The organism is Sorangiineae bacterium MSr11367, assembly GCA_037157805.1.
Taxonomy (GTDB): Bacteria; Myxococcota_A; Polyangia; order Polyangiales; family Polyangiaceae; genus Pendulispora; species Pendulispora rubella.
Genome location: CP089983.1, coordinates 5,822,808 through 5,839,651, shown reverse-complemented (window position 1 = coordinate 5,839,651; position 16,844 = coordinate 5,822,808). Strand labels below are relative to the sequence as shown.

At 66.8% G+C, this 16,844-nt stretch carries 14 protein-coding genes; 6 read left to right on the top strand and 8 right to left on the bottom strand.

What is annotated here, in order from left to right; translation table 11 throughout:
* Positions 1-10 precede the first annotated feature (10 nt).
* The 4 genes from LVJ94_22205 to LVJ94_22190 form a co-directional block, all read right to left on the bottom strand.
* Entirely contained in the window at positions 11-2,296 is a 2,286-nt protein-coding gene (locus tag LVJ94_22205; protein WXB09929.1) for a molybdopterin-dependent oxidoreductase, read from the bottom strand.
* Complete coding sequence (locus LVJ94_22200; GenBank protein ID WXB09928.1) at positions 2,296-2,754, bottom strand: (2Fe-2S)-binding protein; 459 nt, start codon at positions 2,752-2,754, stop codon at positions 2,296-2,298. Before LVJ94_22200 ends, LVJ94_22205 begins: the two co-directional genes overlap by 1 nt.
* Positions 2,751-3,419: an Isoquinoline 1-oxidoreductase subunit gene (locus LVJ94_22195; GenBank protein WXB09927.1), complete on the bottom strand. Its 669-nt coding sequence runs from the start codon at positions 3,417-3,419 to the stop codon at positions 2,751-2,753. Before LVJ94_22195 ends, LVJ94_22200 begins: the two co-directional genes overlap by 4 nt.
* A 106-nt stretch (positions 3,420-3,525) precedes the next feature.
* Positions 3,526-4,893: a hypothetical protein gene (locus LVJ94_22190; protein WXB09926.1), complete on the bottom strand. Its 1,368-nt coding sequence runs from the start codon at positions 4,891-4,893 to the stop codon at positions 3,526-3,528.
* A gap of 112 nt (positions 4,894-5,005) precedes the next feature.
* Here LVJ94_22190 and argS point away from each other — a divergent pair, with 112 nt between their 5' ends.
* The 4 genes from argS (at position 5,006) to LVJ94_22170 (ending at position 10,003) form a co-directional block, all read left to right on the top strand.
* Positions 5,006-6,838 (top strand): arginine--tRNA ligase, encoded by a 1,833-nt coding sequence (argS, locus tag LVJ94_22185; GenBank protein WXB09925.1) that lies wholly within the window; start codon positions 5,006-5,008, stop codon positions 6,836-6,838.
* Position 6,839: 1 nt separating this feature from the next.
* Entirely contained in the window at positions 6,840-7,661 is an 822-nt protein-coding gene (locus tag LVJ94_22180; protein WXB09924.1) for an SPOR domain-containing protein, read from the top strand.
* Positions 7,662-8,460: 799 nt separating this feature from the next.
* The gene (locus LVJ94_22175) at positions 8,461-9,387 is read left to right on the top strand and encodes a class II glutamine amidotransferase (GenBank protein ID WXB09923.1); all 927 of its coding nucleotides are present in this window, start codon (positions 8,461-8,463) and stop codon (positions 9,385-9,387) included.
* Positions 9,356-10,003 (top strand): hypothetical protein, encoded by a 648-nt coding sequence (locus tag LVJ94_22170; GenBank protein WXB09922.1) that lies wholly within the window; start codon positions 9,356-9,358, stop codon positions 10,001-10,003. The genes LVJ94_22175 and LVJ94_22170 overlap by 32 nt, the downstream gene beginning before the upstream one ends.
* Positions 10,004-10,005: 2 nt before the next feature.
* On the opposite strand, the gene LVJ94_22165 is transcribed toward LVJ94_22170, so the two are convergent.
* The 3 genes from LVJ94_22165 to coaE form a co-directional block, all read right to left on the bottom strand.
* Complete coding sequence (locus LVJ94_22165; protein WXB09921.1) at positions 10,006-11,166, bottom strand: hypothetical protein; 1,161 nt, start codon at positions 11,164-11,166, stop codon at positions 10,006-10,008.
* 116 nt (positions 11,167-11,282) lie between these two features.
* Positions 11,283-12,722, bottom strand: a complete 1,440-nt coding sequence (locus LVJ94_22160; GenBank protein ID WXB09920.1) for a sigma 54-interacting transcriptional regulator — start codon at positions 12,720-12,722, stop codon at positions 11,283-11,285.
* Between the two features lie 46 nt (positions 12,723-12,768).
* A complete protein-coding gene (gene coaE, locus LVJ94_22155; GenBank protein WXB09919.1) occupies positions 12,769-13,404 on the bottom strand; it encodes a dephospho-CoA kinase in 636 nt (211 codons plus the stop codon).
* Positions 13,405-13,483: 79 nt separating this feature from the next.
* Here coaE and LVJ94_22150 point away from each other — a divergent pair, with 79 nt between their 5' ends.
* Both LVJ94_22150 and LVJ94_22145 read left to right on the top strand, forming a co-directional pair.
* A complete protein-coding gene (locus LVJ94_22150) occupies positions 13,484-14,020 on the top strand; it encodes a gluconate 2-dehydrogenase subunit 3 family protein (protein ID WXB09918.1) in 537 nt (178 codons plus the stop codon).
* A complete protein-coding gene (locus LVJ94_22145; GenBank protein ID WXB09917.1) occupies positions 14,002-15,552 on the top strand; it encodes a GMC family oxidoreductase in 1,551 nt (516 codons plus the stop codon). Before LVJ94_22150 ends, LVJ94_22145 begins: the two co-directional genes overlap by 19 nt.
* A gap of 164 nt (positions 15,553-15,716) precedes the next feature.
* On the opposite strand, the gene LVJ94_22140 is transcribed toward LVJ94_22145, so the two are convergent.
* Positions 15,717-16,805 (bottom strand): hypothetical protein, encoded by a 1,089-nt coding sequence (locus LVJ94_22140; GenBank protein WXB09916.1) that lies wholly within the window; start codon positions 16,803-16,805, stop codon positions 15,717-15,719.
* Positions 16,806-16,844: the final 39 nt, after the last annotated feature.

Here is a 16,844-nt window from a genome sequence, read left to right as displayed (position 1 = left end):
TTCTCGTCTCTCAGGCGACCACACCTGCGCGTGTCAGTGGAAGCTCGCGGACGCGTTTGCCCGTGAGGGCGAAGATCGCATTGGCGATGGCTGGCGCCACCGGAGGAACGCCGGGTTCGCCGACGCCGCCATGCGGTGCATCGTCGTTGGTGACGATGTCGACGTGGATGTTGCGCGGCACCTCGCCGATGCGCGTCAGCTGGTAGTCGCGGAAGTTCGACTGCTCCACGGCGCCGTTGCGCATGGTGATGGCGCCATGCAGCGCATGGCTCATGGAGAAGATGACCGCGCCTTCCATTTGCGCGCGCACCCGGTCCATGTTGATGACCGTGCCGGGGTCGGCCACGATCCATGCCTCATCGACCCGGATTTTCCCCGCGTCCTGCACGACCGACGCCACGACCGCGACGTACGTGAGAAAGCTGTAGTGCGCGGCGAGGCCGAGGGCGCGCTTCTTCGAGCCGGATTGGCGCGAGCGCGACCAATTGGCCAGCTCGGTGACGCGCTCCACCACCCGGCGCAGGCGCCCGGCGTCGACGGGGCGCTTGTCCAGCGTATCGTCGTAGTTCCACACTTTGTCGACGCCGAGCTCCGGTTTGCGCAAAAGGCGCGGCGGTCCGATGACGTCGAGCAGGGTCGTACGCGGGTCTTCCTTGCGGGCATGCGCGATCTCGTCGATGAAGCTGCTCATCGCGAAGGCGTGGTTGATGTTGTGCACCGAGCGAAGCCACCCGACGCGCGTGTGGGATTTCGCTTCGCACGACTCGGCGCGAATGTTCGGCACCGCGAGGGGCCAATCGAGCACCCCCATGGATAGCTCGAGCGTGTCGCCGAAGGTCTTCGTCCGGTCGAAGGTCGCCGGGATGCAGGGAAAGGCCGTGCGATGATGCCACGCGGTGACCTTGCCGCCCTCGTCCAGGCCGGCGACGAGGCGCTGCGTGCACGTGGAGTGGTAATAATCGTGACGGACGTCGTCCTCTCGAGTCCACACGAGCCGGACGGGGACGCCCATCGCGCGGGCCACGAGCGCGGCTTCGACGATGAAATCGGGCTTCGACTTTCGGCCGAAACCACCGCCGAGGAAGGTCACGTGCATCTTCACCTTGGACTCGTCGAGGCCGAGGGCGGAGGCCACTTCCTTGCGTGCTTTTTGCGGATCCTGCGTGCAGGCCCACACCTCGCAGCCCTTTTCATCGACGCGGGCGACGGCGGCGGGCGGCTCCATCGAGGCGTGGGCCAGGTGCGGTACGTGGTACTCGGCTTCGACTTTGCGCGTGGCCTTGGCGAGGGCCGCGTCGACGTCGCCGAGCTTGCGCACCGTTTGGCCGGGGGCGCGCACCGAGGCGAGGAGCGTCTCGCGGTACGTCGTCGAGTCGTACGAGCCATTTTCGCCCGCGGACCAGGTGATGTCGAGTAAGGCGCGCGCCTTGAGCGCGGTCCACGTGTTGTCCGCGACGACAGCCACGCCGCCCAGAGGCTGAAATGCCGGCGCGCCCTTCGGTACGGGCATCTCGACGAGCCGTTTGACGCCGGCCACCGCCTTGGCCCGCGTGCCGTCGTAGCGCTCCATCTTGCCGCCGACCACGGGCGGGCGCGCGACGACGGCGGTGAGCATGCCGGGCAGGCGTACGTCGGCCGCATAGATGGCGCGGCCGGTGACGATGTCCGGGCCGTCGACCAAGGGCAGGGCCGTGCCGACGCGCCGCAGCTCGGACCTCGGGCGAAGCACCACGTCCTTGGTCTTGGGGATCGGCAATTTCGCAGCGAGGGCGGCCAACTCGCCGAAGCCGAGACGGCGGTTGCTTGCCGTGTGGACGATCGCGTGGTCCTTCGCTTCGCACTGCGCCGCGGGCACCTTCCACTGCTTCGCGGCGGCGGCGATGAGCATCATGCGCGCGGTAGCCCCCACCTTGCGCATGTCGTCGAAGCCACCGTTTCGAACGCTCTTCGAGCCGTCGGTGTTCTGATCGCCGTAGATCGCATCGCCGTCGCCCTGGAGGATCTTCACCTTGGCCATGTTGGCGCCCAGCTCGTCGGCCACGACGACCGGAAGCGAGCTGCGGATGCCTTGGCCCATCTCCGAGCGGTGGCAGATCACGCTTACCGTGCCGTCGGGCGCGATGTGCAGGAACGCGTTGGGCGTCAGGCCGCCATCGCGCGTGGGGAGGACCGACGCCAGCCCGGGCGTCGGCGGCAGGGCGGCGCGTGCCTCGCGCGGGGCGAAGCCCAGGGCCAAGGTGCCGGCGGTGAGGCCGAATGCCGCGAGAAAGGAACGACGCGGGATCTGGATCTCCATCAAGGTGTCCCCGAGGCCTTTTTCACGGCGGCGCGAATGCGCGTGTACGTTCCGCAGCGGCACAAATTGCCCGCGAGCGACTCGTCGATCTCCGCGTCCGTCGGATGCGGCTTCTTCGACAGCAGCGCCGCCGCCGACATGATCTGGCCCGACTGGCAGAAGCCACATTGGGGCACGCCGAGCTCCACCCACGCCTTCTGCAGGGGATGATTCCCATCGGGAGAGAGCCCCTCGATGGTGAGGACCGCGCCTCCCGCCGCGCGGCTGATGGGCGTCACGCACGAGCGCACCGGCTCGCCGTTCAAGTGCACCACGCAGGCACCGCACAGAGCCTGGCCGCATCCGTACTTCGTGCCCGTGAGGCCAATGACATCACGCAGGGCCCAGAGCAGGGGCATGTCGGGGTCGACATCGAGTTTTTGCTCGGTGCCATTGACCCGTACCGTGAACGTCGTCATCGCTTGGCCTCCTTCTCGGACTTGTCGGACGGGCATGCCGCTCCGGTCGCAACCCATGCGGCGACCAACGCTCCAAACTTCGCTTGCGAACCCGGCGCCGGTGCGCGATCGGCACCCGGCGACCAGGCCCAGCCCACCAGCGGATCGTGGCCCGAGTGTTCCACGATCTCTTGCAGGCTCTTGCCTCCATTGCGCGCGGGATCTTTCACCTGTGCGCAGATGGCTGCGGCCGAGCGACCTTCCCAGGCCATCACCTTTGGGGCGAGGTGCCACTTCGGTGCGCCGGGTACGCGCGCCAAAACGGGGTTTCGCTCCTGGTGGCACGACGTGCACTCCATGCCGACCACGCCCTTGTCCTCGGGACCGCGCACGACCGGCGGATCGTGCAAGGCCATATCGTCACGCTGGTGCGGCGAGTCCCCCGCGGGATGGCAATTCACACAGCGCGGATGAAGCATCACGCGGCTCGCCTCGGCGAACAGCGCGCGCGATCGCTCGGCGGTGTCGGAAATGCTCGCGAACGACTCCGGCGCGCGAAGCTCGTTGGTCGCAATGGGAGGAGGTGGCACTGCTGCCGTCGTCGACGGCTCGGGGGCAGGCGTTCCCCCGCAGCCAAATAGAAGCAAACCCAGGGTGCAGAACGCACCTCGGACGGTCGGGATCATCCCACGGATATGAGCATGAACCTTGCGGGTGCATAGGCATTTTCTTTCGAAAAAAGTCGCACCGTTAGAGACAACTCCAAGATTCGTCCCGAACGCAATGCACCGGCTACGGCGTAAAGGATTCCACCGTTGGGTCGCCGCCCACGAAGGTGATCGCAGGCGGATTCACCCGTATTCCACGTGCGCCGCGGCGCGGTATTTTGAATGGGATTTCGCTCGCGCTCCCGCCATTGGCGGTCGAAACGCGAAATGCGTGGCTAAGTCCGGCCGCATCGTCTCCAACGAACAACGCCGAGTCCGGATCGAGATCGAATCCCTGCGTGGTCAGCAACGCCATCGGGACCTTGCTGGCGTCGAACGTCGTGGCCGTGCACGCCGAGGTTGGGCAGGCGAGGTCAATCGAACGTGTGGCGGCAGGTTGTCCGGCCGCGTCCACCCCGCCGCCGAGAAGAACGTGCGTCGCGTTGAGTGCGGCGGCGCCCGCCCCCGTGGTGGCATCGGACGCGTAGCCCAATGGCGTCGCCGACGTGCCGCCGGGGGCCAACACTTCGACGCCCGGCCCCGTGTCGCTTCCACCGGCGACCACCAGGCCGCGACCTTCGACCCACACCGCCGCGGCGCCGCGACGCGCGGTCGTGAGCGAGGCAAACGATGCCACGCCGTCCTTGTTGACCTTGAGGATGCGCACCGTGGGCCCGCTCGCGCGCGTGGCACCGACGACGTAGAGCGTGGCATCCGGCGCACGCACGGTGATGCCGCCCGCCACCTCGGCGAAGGTCCCGCCGTCGGGCGGGGTCACATTCACCGGTGCCAACGCGGCATTCGAGAGGGAGAACGACGAGGCTCCCGCATCGTCGATCAAAAGCACCGCGGTGTCGTAAACCGCCATGCTCCGCGGCGTGCGCGGCATCGCCGTTGGACCGTTCGACGCGGCGAGCGTTCCCAAGTCGTAAAGCTGGCTCGCCTTGTCGTTCGCCGGCGAGCTTCCCCCGGCCACGAACACGAACCGACCCGTCACGTTCGCGAGCACCGGCGCCTCGCGCCCGACGCTCAAGGGCGCGGGCATCCGTGCGAACTCCGACGTGCGCTGGACGAAGATGGGAAGCGAGGAATCCTGGAGCGCACCCAGTTGGAGCGCCACAGAGGTGCCGGTGACGAGCACGAGCCCGTTCGCATCGACGCCGTTCGCGCGGATGCGCACCGCGTTCGACGAGCTTTGATCCCCCAAGTCGATGTTCGACGCCGGAAGGGGCGCGCGCGCCAGATTCTTCGACACCGCGCCCGAGGTCACGTCGAGGGCGTCGACGACCAAGGTGGTGGGGGCTGGGGCCCGGGTAAAGGCATCGGCCTCGCCGCCAACCGAAAGCGCCAGGGTCGCCTGCGGGGTCGAGCTGCACGCGGCCAATGGAAGGACCGCCAACGCCGCGACGGAGAGTTTGCGCGGCGAAGCAAGCGAGAGAAGCGGAATAAGCACAGCGACTCCCTACCGCAAACGTCGATGGATTGTTCCCGATTCGTGGCCGTTTCCACTGGAACCGCAGAAAAATTGCCCATTTTGCGCGACGGCGCTACCGAAAGAGTCGAGAATGAGCTTGATCGATCGAGTCCGCGAATCGTTGCACCACGCGTTGAGCCGGCTTGCGCAAGAAGGAGCCTTCGCCGTCGGGACGGCGGATGGGCTCGGCGCCGAGGCCACGTGGACCGTGGAGCGCCCGAAGCGCCCCGAGCACGGTGACTTCGCGACCAACATCGCCCTCGTGCTGAACAAGCGCGTCAAGCTCGCGCCCCGCGCGCTGGCCGAAGCCCTCGTGCGCGCACTCGCATCCGATCCCATCATCGCGTCGGCGGAGATCGCCGGTCCCGGTTTCATCAACCTGCGGCTGCACCCGCGCGCCTTCCACGCGGAGCTCGATGCGGTCCTCCGCGCCGGTTCCGCCTTCGGGCGCGCGCCCGCCGGCCCGCAGCGCGTGAACCTCGAGTTCGTGAGCGCGAACCCCACCGGTCCCATCAACGTCGCCTCCGGCCGCAACGCCATCTACGGCGACTCGGTCGGTCGCCTGCTCGAGGCGACCGGCTGGCGGGTCACGCGCGAGTACTACATCAACGATCGCGGCAATCAGATCCGACTCTTCGCCGAAAGCGTGAAGGCCATCCATGCCGGCCGCGACGTGCCGGAGGACGGCTACCAAGGCGAGTACGTCAAAGAGCTCGCGCAGCACCTTGCCCAGGTCGACCCCGCCGCGCTCTCCGGCGACACCGAAGCCCTCGGCCGCACCTGCGTGACGTGGATGCTGCGGGGCATCCACGGTTCCAAGGTTCTTCCCGGTATTTCCACGTCGCTGGCCAGCCTCGGCGTTTACTTCGACGTGTGGTTCAGCGAAGAGTCGCTCCACCGCTGGGGGGCCGTGCCCATGGCGCTGGCCCAGCTCGAACGCGATGGTCACCTCGTCCGCAAAGACGGCGCTCTCTTCTTCGTCGCCAAAGGCGATCAGGAGGACAAAGATCGCGTCGTGCAAAAATCCAATGGCGACTATTCCTATTTCGCCAGCGATATCGGCTACGCAAAGGACAAGATCGGTCGCGGCTACGACCAAATGATCATCGTGCTGGGGGCCGATCACCACGGCTACAAGCCGCGCATGCGCAATGCCGTCGAGGCCTTGGGCTTCTCAGCCGACCGGCTCGAGTGCCTGTTCTATCAATTGGTATTCATTTACCGGAATGGTGAAATGGTTCGCTCGTCCAAGCGGGCGGGGAATTTCGTCACTATCGAGGAGGTGGCGGACGAAATCGACGAGGCGGCGGGGCGAAAAGGCGCCGGCAGCGATGCGATCCGCTTTTTCTTCCTATCGCGCAATGCGAATTCCAACGTCGACTTCGATATCGACTTGGCGAAGAAAAAGAGCCTCGACAATCCGGTGTTCTACGTTCAATACGGCCACGCGCGCCTGTGCTCGATTCTGCGCAAGGCCGAGAGCCTGGGCATCCAAGTGCGCACCCACCTTTCGCCGGACGAGTGGGCCTCGTTGGTTCACCCGGACGAATTGGCCATTGCGTCGCGCCTGGCGGAGTTTCCCGATCTGGTGCGCACGGCTGCCGCGTTGCGTGAGCCGCATCGGGTGGTCTTTTTCGTGCAGGAGCTGGCGCGCGATTTTCAGAGCTATTTCACACGCCTCAAGACGGATCCCATCCTGCCGCAGGCCTCGCAGCGCGCGGCCGAGGGATGGGAGGCGCAGTGGGACCACGATAAGACGGCCGCCCGCCTCGCATGGGTGGAGGCGATGCGCGTCGCCTACCGTGCCGCGCTCGAGCTTCTCGGCGTGAGCGCACCGGAGCGCATGGAACGTCCAGCGGAGGACGACGGCGGCGATGCCGCCGAAGGCCCCCACGCCGCAGGCGACAAAGACGACGTGGCGTGACATGGACCAAGATCCGACCCCCGAGACGCCGGCCGAGCAGGCGGAGGTGGAGAAGACTCCCCTCGGTGTAACGTTGGCGTTCATCGCCATCGGCGGCGCTTGCGTCGTGTTCGCGATCTCGGCGCTTTCGGGCCGGAGGTCGAGCGCGCCCGCGTACGTCGATCCCTTGAGCGATCTCGTGGCGCAGCGCGCGCCGGCCGGCGCCGCCTTTCGCCCGACGGATCTCGCCTCGCACGAAGTGACGTTTCCCGGGATCCTCAGCGACAAAGATCGACCGACCACAGCGCTCGCCGCGGTCCGAGGCAACAGCGCCAAGCTTGCCGCATCGAATGCGCTCGCCGATGCAGGCGCAGCACCGCCGGTGCCTGTCGCGCCTTTTCCATCGGCGTCGTCGGCCGCGCCGAGTGCGTCGTCGTCCTCCGCGCCCTCGACCAGTGTGCCGCTGCCGGCGCAGGCGGTGCTCGAGCCATCGCCGGTGGTGACGCGCCCGCGTGACGCATTGACGCGAGCCGCAAGCGAATCAGGACAGATCGGTCAGGCGGCCGCGCCGTCGGCGCCGGTGGGGCACGAGGGCGGTTATCAGTTGCAGATCAGCTCTTTCCGCTCTGCGCAAGAGGCAACGAAGTTTGCAGACCAACTGCGTGCACGGGGTCACAAGGCGTATGTCCGCGAAGCGCATGTTTCGGGTCGTGGTACCTGGTACCGCGTGCGCGTCGGGCCGTTCTCCAGCCAGCAAGCCGCGGCGGCCTACCGCGGCCGTTTCGAGGCGAAAGAACACGTCGTACCGTTCCTGTTGCAACCCAAGGAAGCGAGCGACGAGTAGTTCCCATCGCTCAAAGGTCGTGCACGCCTGGTCGGCTTGCTCGCGGGGACGAGGCGCAACTTCTGCGCGTCACGGCCGATGGGGCTGCGCAAGAATGACCGCTGCATGACGATGTCGTCCTTCTCCGTCTTCTCGGCCATCCCCGCTATCCCGCTATGGGCTGTCGGGCTTGTGCTGGCTGCGGTTTCGCCCTGGTGTGTGCGCGCGCTGGCGCGGGAACTCGAACGACGGGCCGAGCGCCGCACAATCGACACGCTGTCACGCGTGTCGCGCACGGTGCCTCGCAACGTTGATGCCGCCGAGGGCACCCATCTTCCACACGCGGCTGAAAGCTCTCGTGACGTTGCAAGCACACGCTCCCCGATTCATCCAACGGGAAAGGAAGCGCCGAATCACGAGAGCGACTCTTGAGCAAACTTGACCAAACTTGAAAGCGCGACATGCTTAATCGTGACCGGTGGCTTGGTACGGAGAGTGCACTCCTCTATGTGGCGTCGCCTCTCGCGAAACCCAGCGAGGTCAAACTTGCACCTTCGCAGAGCCGGCGTTGTCACAGACAAACATCCAAGCGTTCGAGTTTGCGAGGTAACCTCGCGCGACGCGCCGACATTTATCTTGGTCCACCACCCACGTCTTGGTGGTAGTTCCTTAGGATGACGGACGTCGCCTCATGTCCCACCTTTGTTGCATTTCGGTGCCAGTTTTTCGTCATGAAGAAGTGGCGCGGGCGTGGGGGCACTACGTAAGGTCTACGTAGGGGGAACCGGTTCACTTACTGGCAGGAGAAAGAGAGACCCCCATGGCAAGGCTGTTCGGACTCATCGGCAATCGCGCGGATCTCGCCGCACGTGTTCTCGCCTCCGAGGCGGACGCGTTGTGCGTGCACGCGCGCGCGCCTGGTCTCGGTGCCAGCGGCGGCGTCGCGAAGAGCGGCGGCGGCGGGCCTCTGGGCTGGGGCATGGGCTTCTACCAAGGCGGAGAGGTGCTGATCCGCCGCCGCCCCATCGACGACCGCCCGGAGATCGATGTCGCCAAGAACGCACATGACGTTCGGGCCGACATCCTCATCGGCCACGTGCGGCAGGCGACCGTGGGGTCGCTTCGCACCGAGAACACGCATCCATTTCGGTACCGTCAGTGGCTCTTTGCCCAGACCGGCACCGTGTCGGGCTTCGAGGGCATCAAAGAGCGGCTCGCGGCGAGCGTGCCCGAGTTTCTCCGCGGAGGCATCCGCGGCGAGACGGACGCGGAGATCGTCTTCCACGTGTTCCTGTCGTTCCTTCATGACGCAGGCCGCCTGGAGGACATGAGCATCGAAGAAGGCGTGGTGCGCGACGCGCTGCGTTCGACTCTTTCCGTCGTCGACGGCATGACGGCCGAGATAGGTGCGGAGCCGGGGGCGCTCAATACGCTGGTCACCAACGGCGACGTCATCGTGGCGCTGCACCGCAACGACGCGATGGCCTACCGCCAGTTCTCGGGCAAGGCCGACGCGGACGCGCTCATCGGTGACGACCTGCAACTCCGTCGCCGCGCTCCCGAGCTGGCCCATATGCATTTCGTCCTGCTCGCGAGCGATCTGGAAGACGCATCCAACGGGGTGGCAGGTGAAGGCGGGGCGGGCTCCGCATCATCGAAGGCCAACCTGGCACGGTGGAAGAAGATTCCTGATCGTGCCATCGTGACGCTTACGCGTGGGGACGATCCAAAAATCGAAGTTCTTTAGTCTGGCGCTGGCCGTGCTGCTTCCCGCCTTGGCGGGTTGCCGTTCGGCGCCCGTCACGGCGGTGACGGCGCCGGAGGCTCCGCCCGAGCCGCGGCGCCCCGATGGGGTCGTGCTCGACCCACCGCCGGCCATCCCGCTGGCGACGGATCGCGCCGGTGCGCGCGGGGTGGTCGCGTTGCGCGAGCCCTTGGGCGACGACGCGATGTTCGACGTCGTGCGCGCCTTCGTGTCCGCCTTCCAGCGCGAGGACGCGGACGCGCTCATCGGCCTCCTCACGTTCGACGCCGTGCTGCTCGATGCCAAGGGCACCAAGTCGCGTTCCGCCATCGTCGACGGGTGGCGCGCGCGCTTTCGGAATCTCGACTATTCCAAATTGGTCGGCACCGAGGTGGTCGATCTCGACTCCATCGAGCGCTACACCGCGCAGAACGCGGCCGGCGCCAACGTGCCCGCGCGCCCGGCCGAAATGAGGGAAGGGGACGTGCTCCTGCGCATCCCCGTCGCCGCCGCACGCGTTGCCGGCGAGCGATACTTCGGCGATGTCATCACGATGATGCTGCGCCGCGAGGGCGAGCGATACAGGATCGCCGCCCTCGGCGAAGAAGACGCGCCCTAGCCTCAGTGCGTCGCGACGGTCCCAATGGATGGACCGGGGCTGAATACGGCCCCCGCGATGTCGGGCTGCGTGCCCGCGAGCACGTTGAGTCGGATGCGGCCCACCGCTCCGCCACCGCCACCCGGTCCTGCGGGGCGGGACAAGTCGCACTGGGACGGGGAGCCCGCGGCCGGAGGACTCGTGCCCGTTCCACCTTGCCCGCCGCCGCCGCCGCCGGCGGGAGAACCGCCGCTTGCAGGGGACGTGGTGACCGTTCCCCGCGTGCCGGGGCCGCCGCTGTCGCAGATCCCCGTGGGCGGAGACGAGCTACCACCTCCGCCACCACCCCCACCGCCGTTGGCGCCTAGAGCGCCCTTGATGTTCATCCGTGCAGCCTCGAGCAGGATCGTTCCGCCGCTGCCGCCCCCACCTCCGGCCCCTCCGCTGAGTTCCGGGGGCGTGCCGAATCCCCCGGCTTGCCCGCCGCCGCCGCCGGCGTCGATGGTGGCGTTGGCGGTGACGGTGAGCCGATGACAGGCCACCAGTTGCACCGCGCCGCCGCCGCCGCCGCCCGTGCCACCCGGCACTCCGATATAGGTCGAGCCGCCGCGGGAGCCGCCGACGAGGGGAATCGCCGTGTCGCTGCCATACGCGGGGCCACCGTTGGAGCCACCTCCCGCGGTGACGTGTCCGCCGCCGCCCGCGGAGCCTCCCGCGCCGCGCGGATCGGGCGCGCCTGGCCCGCTCTCGTCGTAAAACATCGACCCGTCATTGGACTCGAACGCGGCGACGCTGACGGGGCCGTCCACGGTCATGTCGTTGGTTGCGACCACGGCGATCGCCCGCGCTTGGTATGGGCCGCCCGGGGAGAGCGGTATGAACCGCTGGATGTTCACGTTTCGACCGATGCGCACGCAGATCTCGGGGGCGCCCGCGCCTTGGCCGACGACCGCGTCGCACTTGGTCGTGTCCAGCCATTCTTCGAGCGTGAGGTCGTTGGCGGCCGGTGTGTCGCAAAGGTTGGCCGGAAGATTGGACGGCACCACCGTCTTGCTGCAGGCAAGCTCCGTTTCGGATGTTGCGTCCCCGGACACCGCGGCATGGTCGGAGTCGGGGCTGCTGTTGGAGGCGCACGCGGCGAGGGTGAAAGCAGACAAGGCAAAGACGGCAGGGATGAATCGCATGGGACCTCTCCGGAAGAACGGTGTGTGTCGTGTTCTCCTGGATTTGGTCCGGCCCCGCCCGATCCGTCACGCGACCGTGGGACAGGTTGCGCCAATCGCTTGGCGCGATTCAGCGCCTAGCGGTACTTCTCCAGATCGATCCCATACTTCTTCAACCAGCGGTGCACCTGCATGCGCTCCTTGCCCAATTCCCGCCCGACGGCCGCAATGTTTCCGCGGTGGCGGGTGAGCAGCTCGCGCAATTCCTCTTCGGTGGGGGCGCCGCGGCGGCTGGGTTGCGCTTGGCTAATTGGTTGCCCTGGCAACGAAGGTATCGGGGCGAGGGAAGAGGGGCCGAGGCCGTCGGGGGGCGGGCGCACGCCGTAGCCTTTCATGAACTCGGCGATGGCGTCGGGGAGGTGCGGGGCATCGAGGATGCTGCCGCCGGCGGGGCCCGACAAAGCAACGCCGCGCTTGATGCAGCTCTCGAGCTCTCGCACGTTGAAAGGCCAGTTGTAGTGCATCAGCGCCACGAGCACGCTGAAGGTGAAGGACATGCGCGGCGCGCCGTAGCGTGCGGCGAAACTGCGCGCGAGCAGCATCACGTCTTCTTTGCGCTCGCGCAGTGGGGGCAGGCGCACCACGTGCTCGTTGAGGCGCGCAAAGAGGTCGCCACGAAAGCGGCCATCGCGAACCTGGGTGTAGAGATCCCGGTGGGTGGCGCACACGACGCGGATGTCGACTTTGTCGGCCGTGGTGCCGCCCAGCGGAAAGACCTCCCGCATCTGCAGCACGCGCAGCAGCTTGGCCTGCGCTTCGAGCGGCATGTCGCCAATCTCGTCGAGGAAGAGCGTGCCGCCGTCGGCGAGTTTGATGAGCCCGGGCTTGTCGCGATCGGCACCGGAGAAGGCGCCCCGCCGGTAGCCGAAAAGCTCGCTCTCGAGCAGGTTGTGCGGGATGGCCGCGCAGTTGATCGCCTGGAACGAGCCCCGCCGCCCCGAGACGCGATGGATGCCGCGCGCCACCACCTCTTTGCCGGTGCCCGTCTCGCCAAGCACCAGGCACGAGAGCTCCGTCGGCGCGATGCGCTCGACGTCGGCGGCGATGGCGTCCATCTGACAGCCGCCCACGAGCTCGTTCAATTGCCGCGCGCGCTTCTCGCCGAAGATGGCACCGTCGATGCGGTAGCGCACGTATTGCTCGGCGCCCGCGGCGACGAACTTGAAAATGGCATCGCCGATGCGAATCTCGTCGAGGTTTTCCAGCGCGTGCTCGCCGATGAAGCGTCCCGCCACCATGGTGCCATTGCGGCTTCCCATGTCCGACAGCATCCACCGGCCCTCCACGTAGGAGATGCGCGCGTGTTGGCGGCTCACGGCCTGCTCCGGCACACAGATCGGATTGGTTGCGTCGCGTCCGATGATGAGCTCGGGCACGGTGAAGACGTAGGCCGGGTGGAATTGCTCGAAGTTCGGCGCGTAGAGCAGCACCAGCCCCGGGTGGGTCGAGCCGGAGTTTTCTCCGGGCGTTCGCTCCGCCGCTCCCTCTCCATGGTACGAAGAGGAAACGCCGGTCATGTGTTTGTTCACAGGACCGCCGCCGCTCATTTCCAAACGAAGCCTATCACCTCGACCACCTCCCGTATCGTGCGGCGTCGACCCCCACGCGGGCGCAGATGCTCGAAAGCACTCGGTCGGTTTCGCGTTCGAGGTCCTCGAGCGGCCCGTCGTTCTGGATGACGTAATCGGCCACTGCCACTTTGGCCTCGAGCGGCATTTGCGCGGCGAGCCGGCCTTTTACTTGCTCTTCGGCTTCACCATCTCGCGCCATTGCGCGGGCGAGCTGCACCGAAGGGGATGCAGCCACCACAACGAGAGGGCGAAAGGCGTCGGCAAGTCCGTTCTCGACCAGCAAGGCCGCCTCGTAGCATGCGAGCGGCTCGCCTTGCTCAGCCAATACGCGGGCCCGCTCTTGCGTGAGCGCACCGATGCGTGGATGCACGATGCCATTGAGCAGCCTGCGTTTGTCCGCGTCGGCGAACACGAGCTTGGCCATTTTTGGCCGGTCGAGCACACCATCGGGGGTGAGCACGTCTTCGCCGAATGCAGCCACCACGGCGCTTAGGCCCTCCGTGCCTTTGGCCACCACGTCTCGTGCGAGCTGGTCGGCATCGAGCACAGGCAGACCGGACGACCGAAGTCGCGCTGCCACTGCGCTCTTGCCCGACGCGAGCCCGCCAGTCAGACCGAACAAGATCACGTATTGGGGTATCGCAGGGTGTGCGGAGAAGCGCAAGAGGAGTGACTTTATCCAGTGCACATGTAGCCTCGCAGGCGTCGTGATTGTTTCGCGCCGGCGGTTCATGCGGCTTGGCATCGTGGGCGGTCTCCTCGTGGGAACGGGCTCGGTCGTCGCGTTCGTTCGCACGCGCGGGTACGTTCTCGACCCGGTGCGGGCTGGGCGACTCGTCGCGCTTTCGCCCTGGCACGTCGTCGTGGTGGAGCACGCCGCGCGGCGCATCGCGGCGGCGGACGCACCCGAAGATGCCAACATTCCCTCCGCGGACGACACCGACGTGGCGGGTTTCGTCGATGGCTACGTCGCCAAGCTGCCGGCGGACATGCGAAGAGATCTCCTGCGCTTTCTCGCGGTGCTCGAGCATGTGGCGCCCCTCGCCCTGGGATTGGGCGCCCGCTTTTCGCGCTTGCCCGCGGCCGATCAAGATCGCGTCCTGACATCGCTCGAGCAGTCGTCGACGCTGCTCTTGCGCGCCGGCTTCGAAGGACTCAAATCGCTGGTCTTCATGGGGTACTACCGCGATCCGCGCACGTGGACGATCCTCGGCTACCCGGGGCCATGGGTGAATCGCCCGTGACCGAGCTCGCGGTTCGCGGACGCCAGCTGCACGCGGATCTCGTGCTGGACACCGAGGCCGTCGTCGTGGGCACGGGGGCGGGCGGATCCATCGCCTTGCGCGAACTCGCGCGCGCCGGGATCGATGCCGTGGCCCTCGAGGAGGGTGGTTACCACACCACGGCCGATTTCAATCAACGCGAGGAACGGATGCTCGCCCTCCTTTTCCAGGAGCAAGGCGGGCGCACCACCGAAGATCTGGCCATTCGCATTTTGCAGGGCCGTGGCGTGGGCGGCAGCACGATCCACAATACGAATTTGTGCAAGCGCATTCCCGACGCCATCTTGTCGGCGTGGGCGGACGACTTCGGGCTCGGCGATGTGCGCCCCGAGGTGCTCGCCCCGAGCTTCGCGCGCATCGAGGCCGATCTCTCCGTCTCCGAGATCCCCGCGGCCGATCGGAACGCGAACAACGAGGTGTTGCGCCTCGGCGCCGAGCGACTCGGGTGGCGCGGTGGGCCACTGAAGCACAATCGGGTCGGCTGCCAGAGGAGCGGCTTCTGCGAGCTCGGATGCAGCTACGACGCCAAACAGAACGCGCTCAAGATCGTGCTCCCGCAGGCGGCGGCCGCCGGCGCACGCATCTACGCCGACGTGCGCGCCACGCGCATTCACGTCGAAGGCGGGCGGGTCACCGGCCTCGAAGGCGTGGTGCTCGGCGAGAATGGTGAGCACATCGCCAATGCGCGCATCCGCGCCAAGGTCGTCGTGCTCGCAGCCAGCGCCACCGGCTCCGCCGCGTTGGCGCTCGCGAGCGGCGTGCCCGATCCGCACGATCAAATCGGTCGCGGCCTTCACGTGCATCCCGGGGCCGCCGTCGCGGGCATCTTCGATCGCACGTTGGCAAGCTACGACGGCATCCCGCAGTCGTACGAGTGCACCGAGTTTCTCTCCTTCGAACGGGGCAGCGATCGGCGCGTGTGGATCGTCCCCGCCTTTGCGCACCCCATCGGCGCAGCGTCCGCGCTGCCCGGTTTCGGTGCGTCGCACATGCGGGCCATGCGCGACTACGGCAAGCTCGCCGTGCTCACCGCGCTCGTGCACGACGAAACGGAGGGCCGCGTGGTGCTCGGGGCAGGGGACCGCCCCAAGATCCGCTACGTCATGAACGACGCCGATCGCGCGCAACTGGGCAAGGGCCTCGTGGCCTGCGCCCGCATCCTCTTTGCGGCCGGCGCACGCGACGTGGTCATCCCCGCCGTCTTTCCGCATCGCATGCGTGAGCCCGGCGAGCTCGATCGCCTCGACACGGGCTTCGTTCGACCGCACGAGTTACCCCTCACCGCCGTCCACCCCATGGGCACGATGCGCATGGGCACCGATCCCAAGCGCAGCGTCGTCGGCCCCACCGGCGAACACCACCACGTCCGCGGTCTCTTCGTGGCCGACGGCTCCTTGTTCCCCACGAGCATCGGAGGCCCGCCGCAAATCGGCATCTACACCTTGGCCTTGCACCTCGCCCACCACATCATCGCCCGGGCGCGGTCGAGCTAGCACCATTGTTCGAAGAAGAGGATTCACAGGAAGACGGGAAGGTTTTTTGGATTTCAATCGGCCAGGTGGGCCGACGGAAAAACCAAAAATTCTCTCTTCCTTCCCGTCTTCCCGTCTTCCCGTCTTCCGGTGAATTCTCTCTCTGTAGAAGCGACGCGAGTGGGTTACGGGCAGGTTTTCGTTTCGCCGGGCGGCAGCTTGGCGGCGACTTTTTGGGGCGGCGCAATCTGCTTGGCGGTGAAGCCGAGGCCGATGGAGATGCCGTTGCATGCTTTGCCGGGAGCGTTCGTCCCGTCGGACATGATGTCCGAGGCCTGCTTGATCAACCCGGACGCCTGCGCCACCACCGCGCACTGGTTGAGGCCCGCGGCCAAAGGTTTGAGCGCGTCGATGAACTCGTTCGTGTCGAGCACGCCCGCGATGGTTCCATTGACGGCTCCGCCGGTGCCGTTGTGCTCGAACGTGATGATCGTCTTTCGGATCGTCAGATTCACGGTTCCCGTCTGCAGGTCCAGCGAGAGCGGCACGTCACCCGCGTTGTTGTTCACCCACACGCCGCCAGAGACGTAGGCATCGGGGAAGCGAATTTTCGCGCTTCGCGCATCGCCCGGATCGGTCACCGATTCGAAGAGCACCGGCCAGTTGTCCGAAGGGGCGAAGCTCGGCGTCCCGTCGAACTTGGACCCGCCGAGAAGGAACCCGCTCGTTCCCGAGGCCGTCTGCTTCGTGTCGCTGCTCAGCCCCTTCACGTCGAGCAACATGGTGAACGAGCCCTTCGTGATCGCCGCATTGATGTCCTCTTGCGGCGTCTGCGTCAGGTACGGAAGAAGGCGCAGAATGTTGGCCCCGAAGGAGTTGTCGATGCCTCGGACGCCGTCTTCTTGTGCGGCCTTGCTCATCGGCGTGCACACGTCGGTCGAGGTCTTCGTCGTCGCCTTGCCGTCCAGATCGTAGCCGTAGTTCTTCCAGGCATCGTCGCTCGCGGCACCATTTCGGTCGGTCGTGCCAATGAAAATCTTGTCAACGGCGAAGTTGCGCTCTTCTGTCGATCCGGTCGCAGGTCCACTCGGAGGCGCCGGCGGATGCTGCAGTTGCGCACCCCCGCCGCCGCCCCCGCTGTCGGGATTTCCCGCGCCGCCGCCACCACCCCCACCGCCGCCGCTGTCACTCGAGCAACCTTGCAAGAGTAAGGGGAGAAGCGCGCCGGACGCGGCCGCGGCCAGCCCGAGGAGTACTGCACGTACATTTTTCATGAGAATTCCTCCTTGCTGAGCTCTTGGCTGACTCTTACC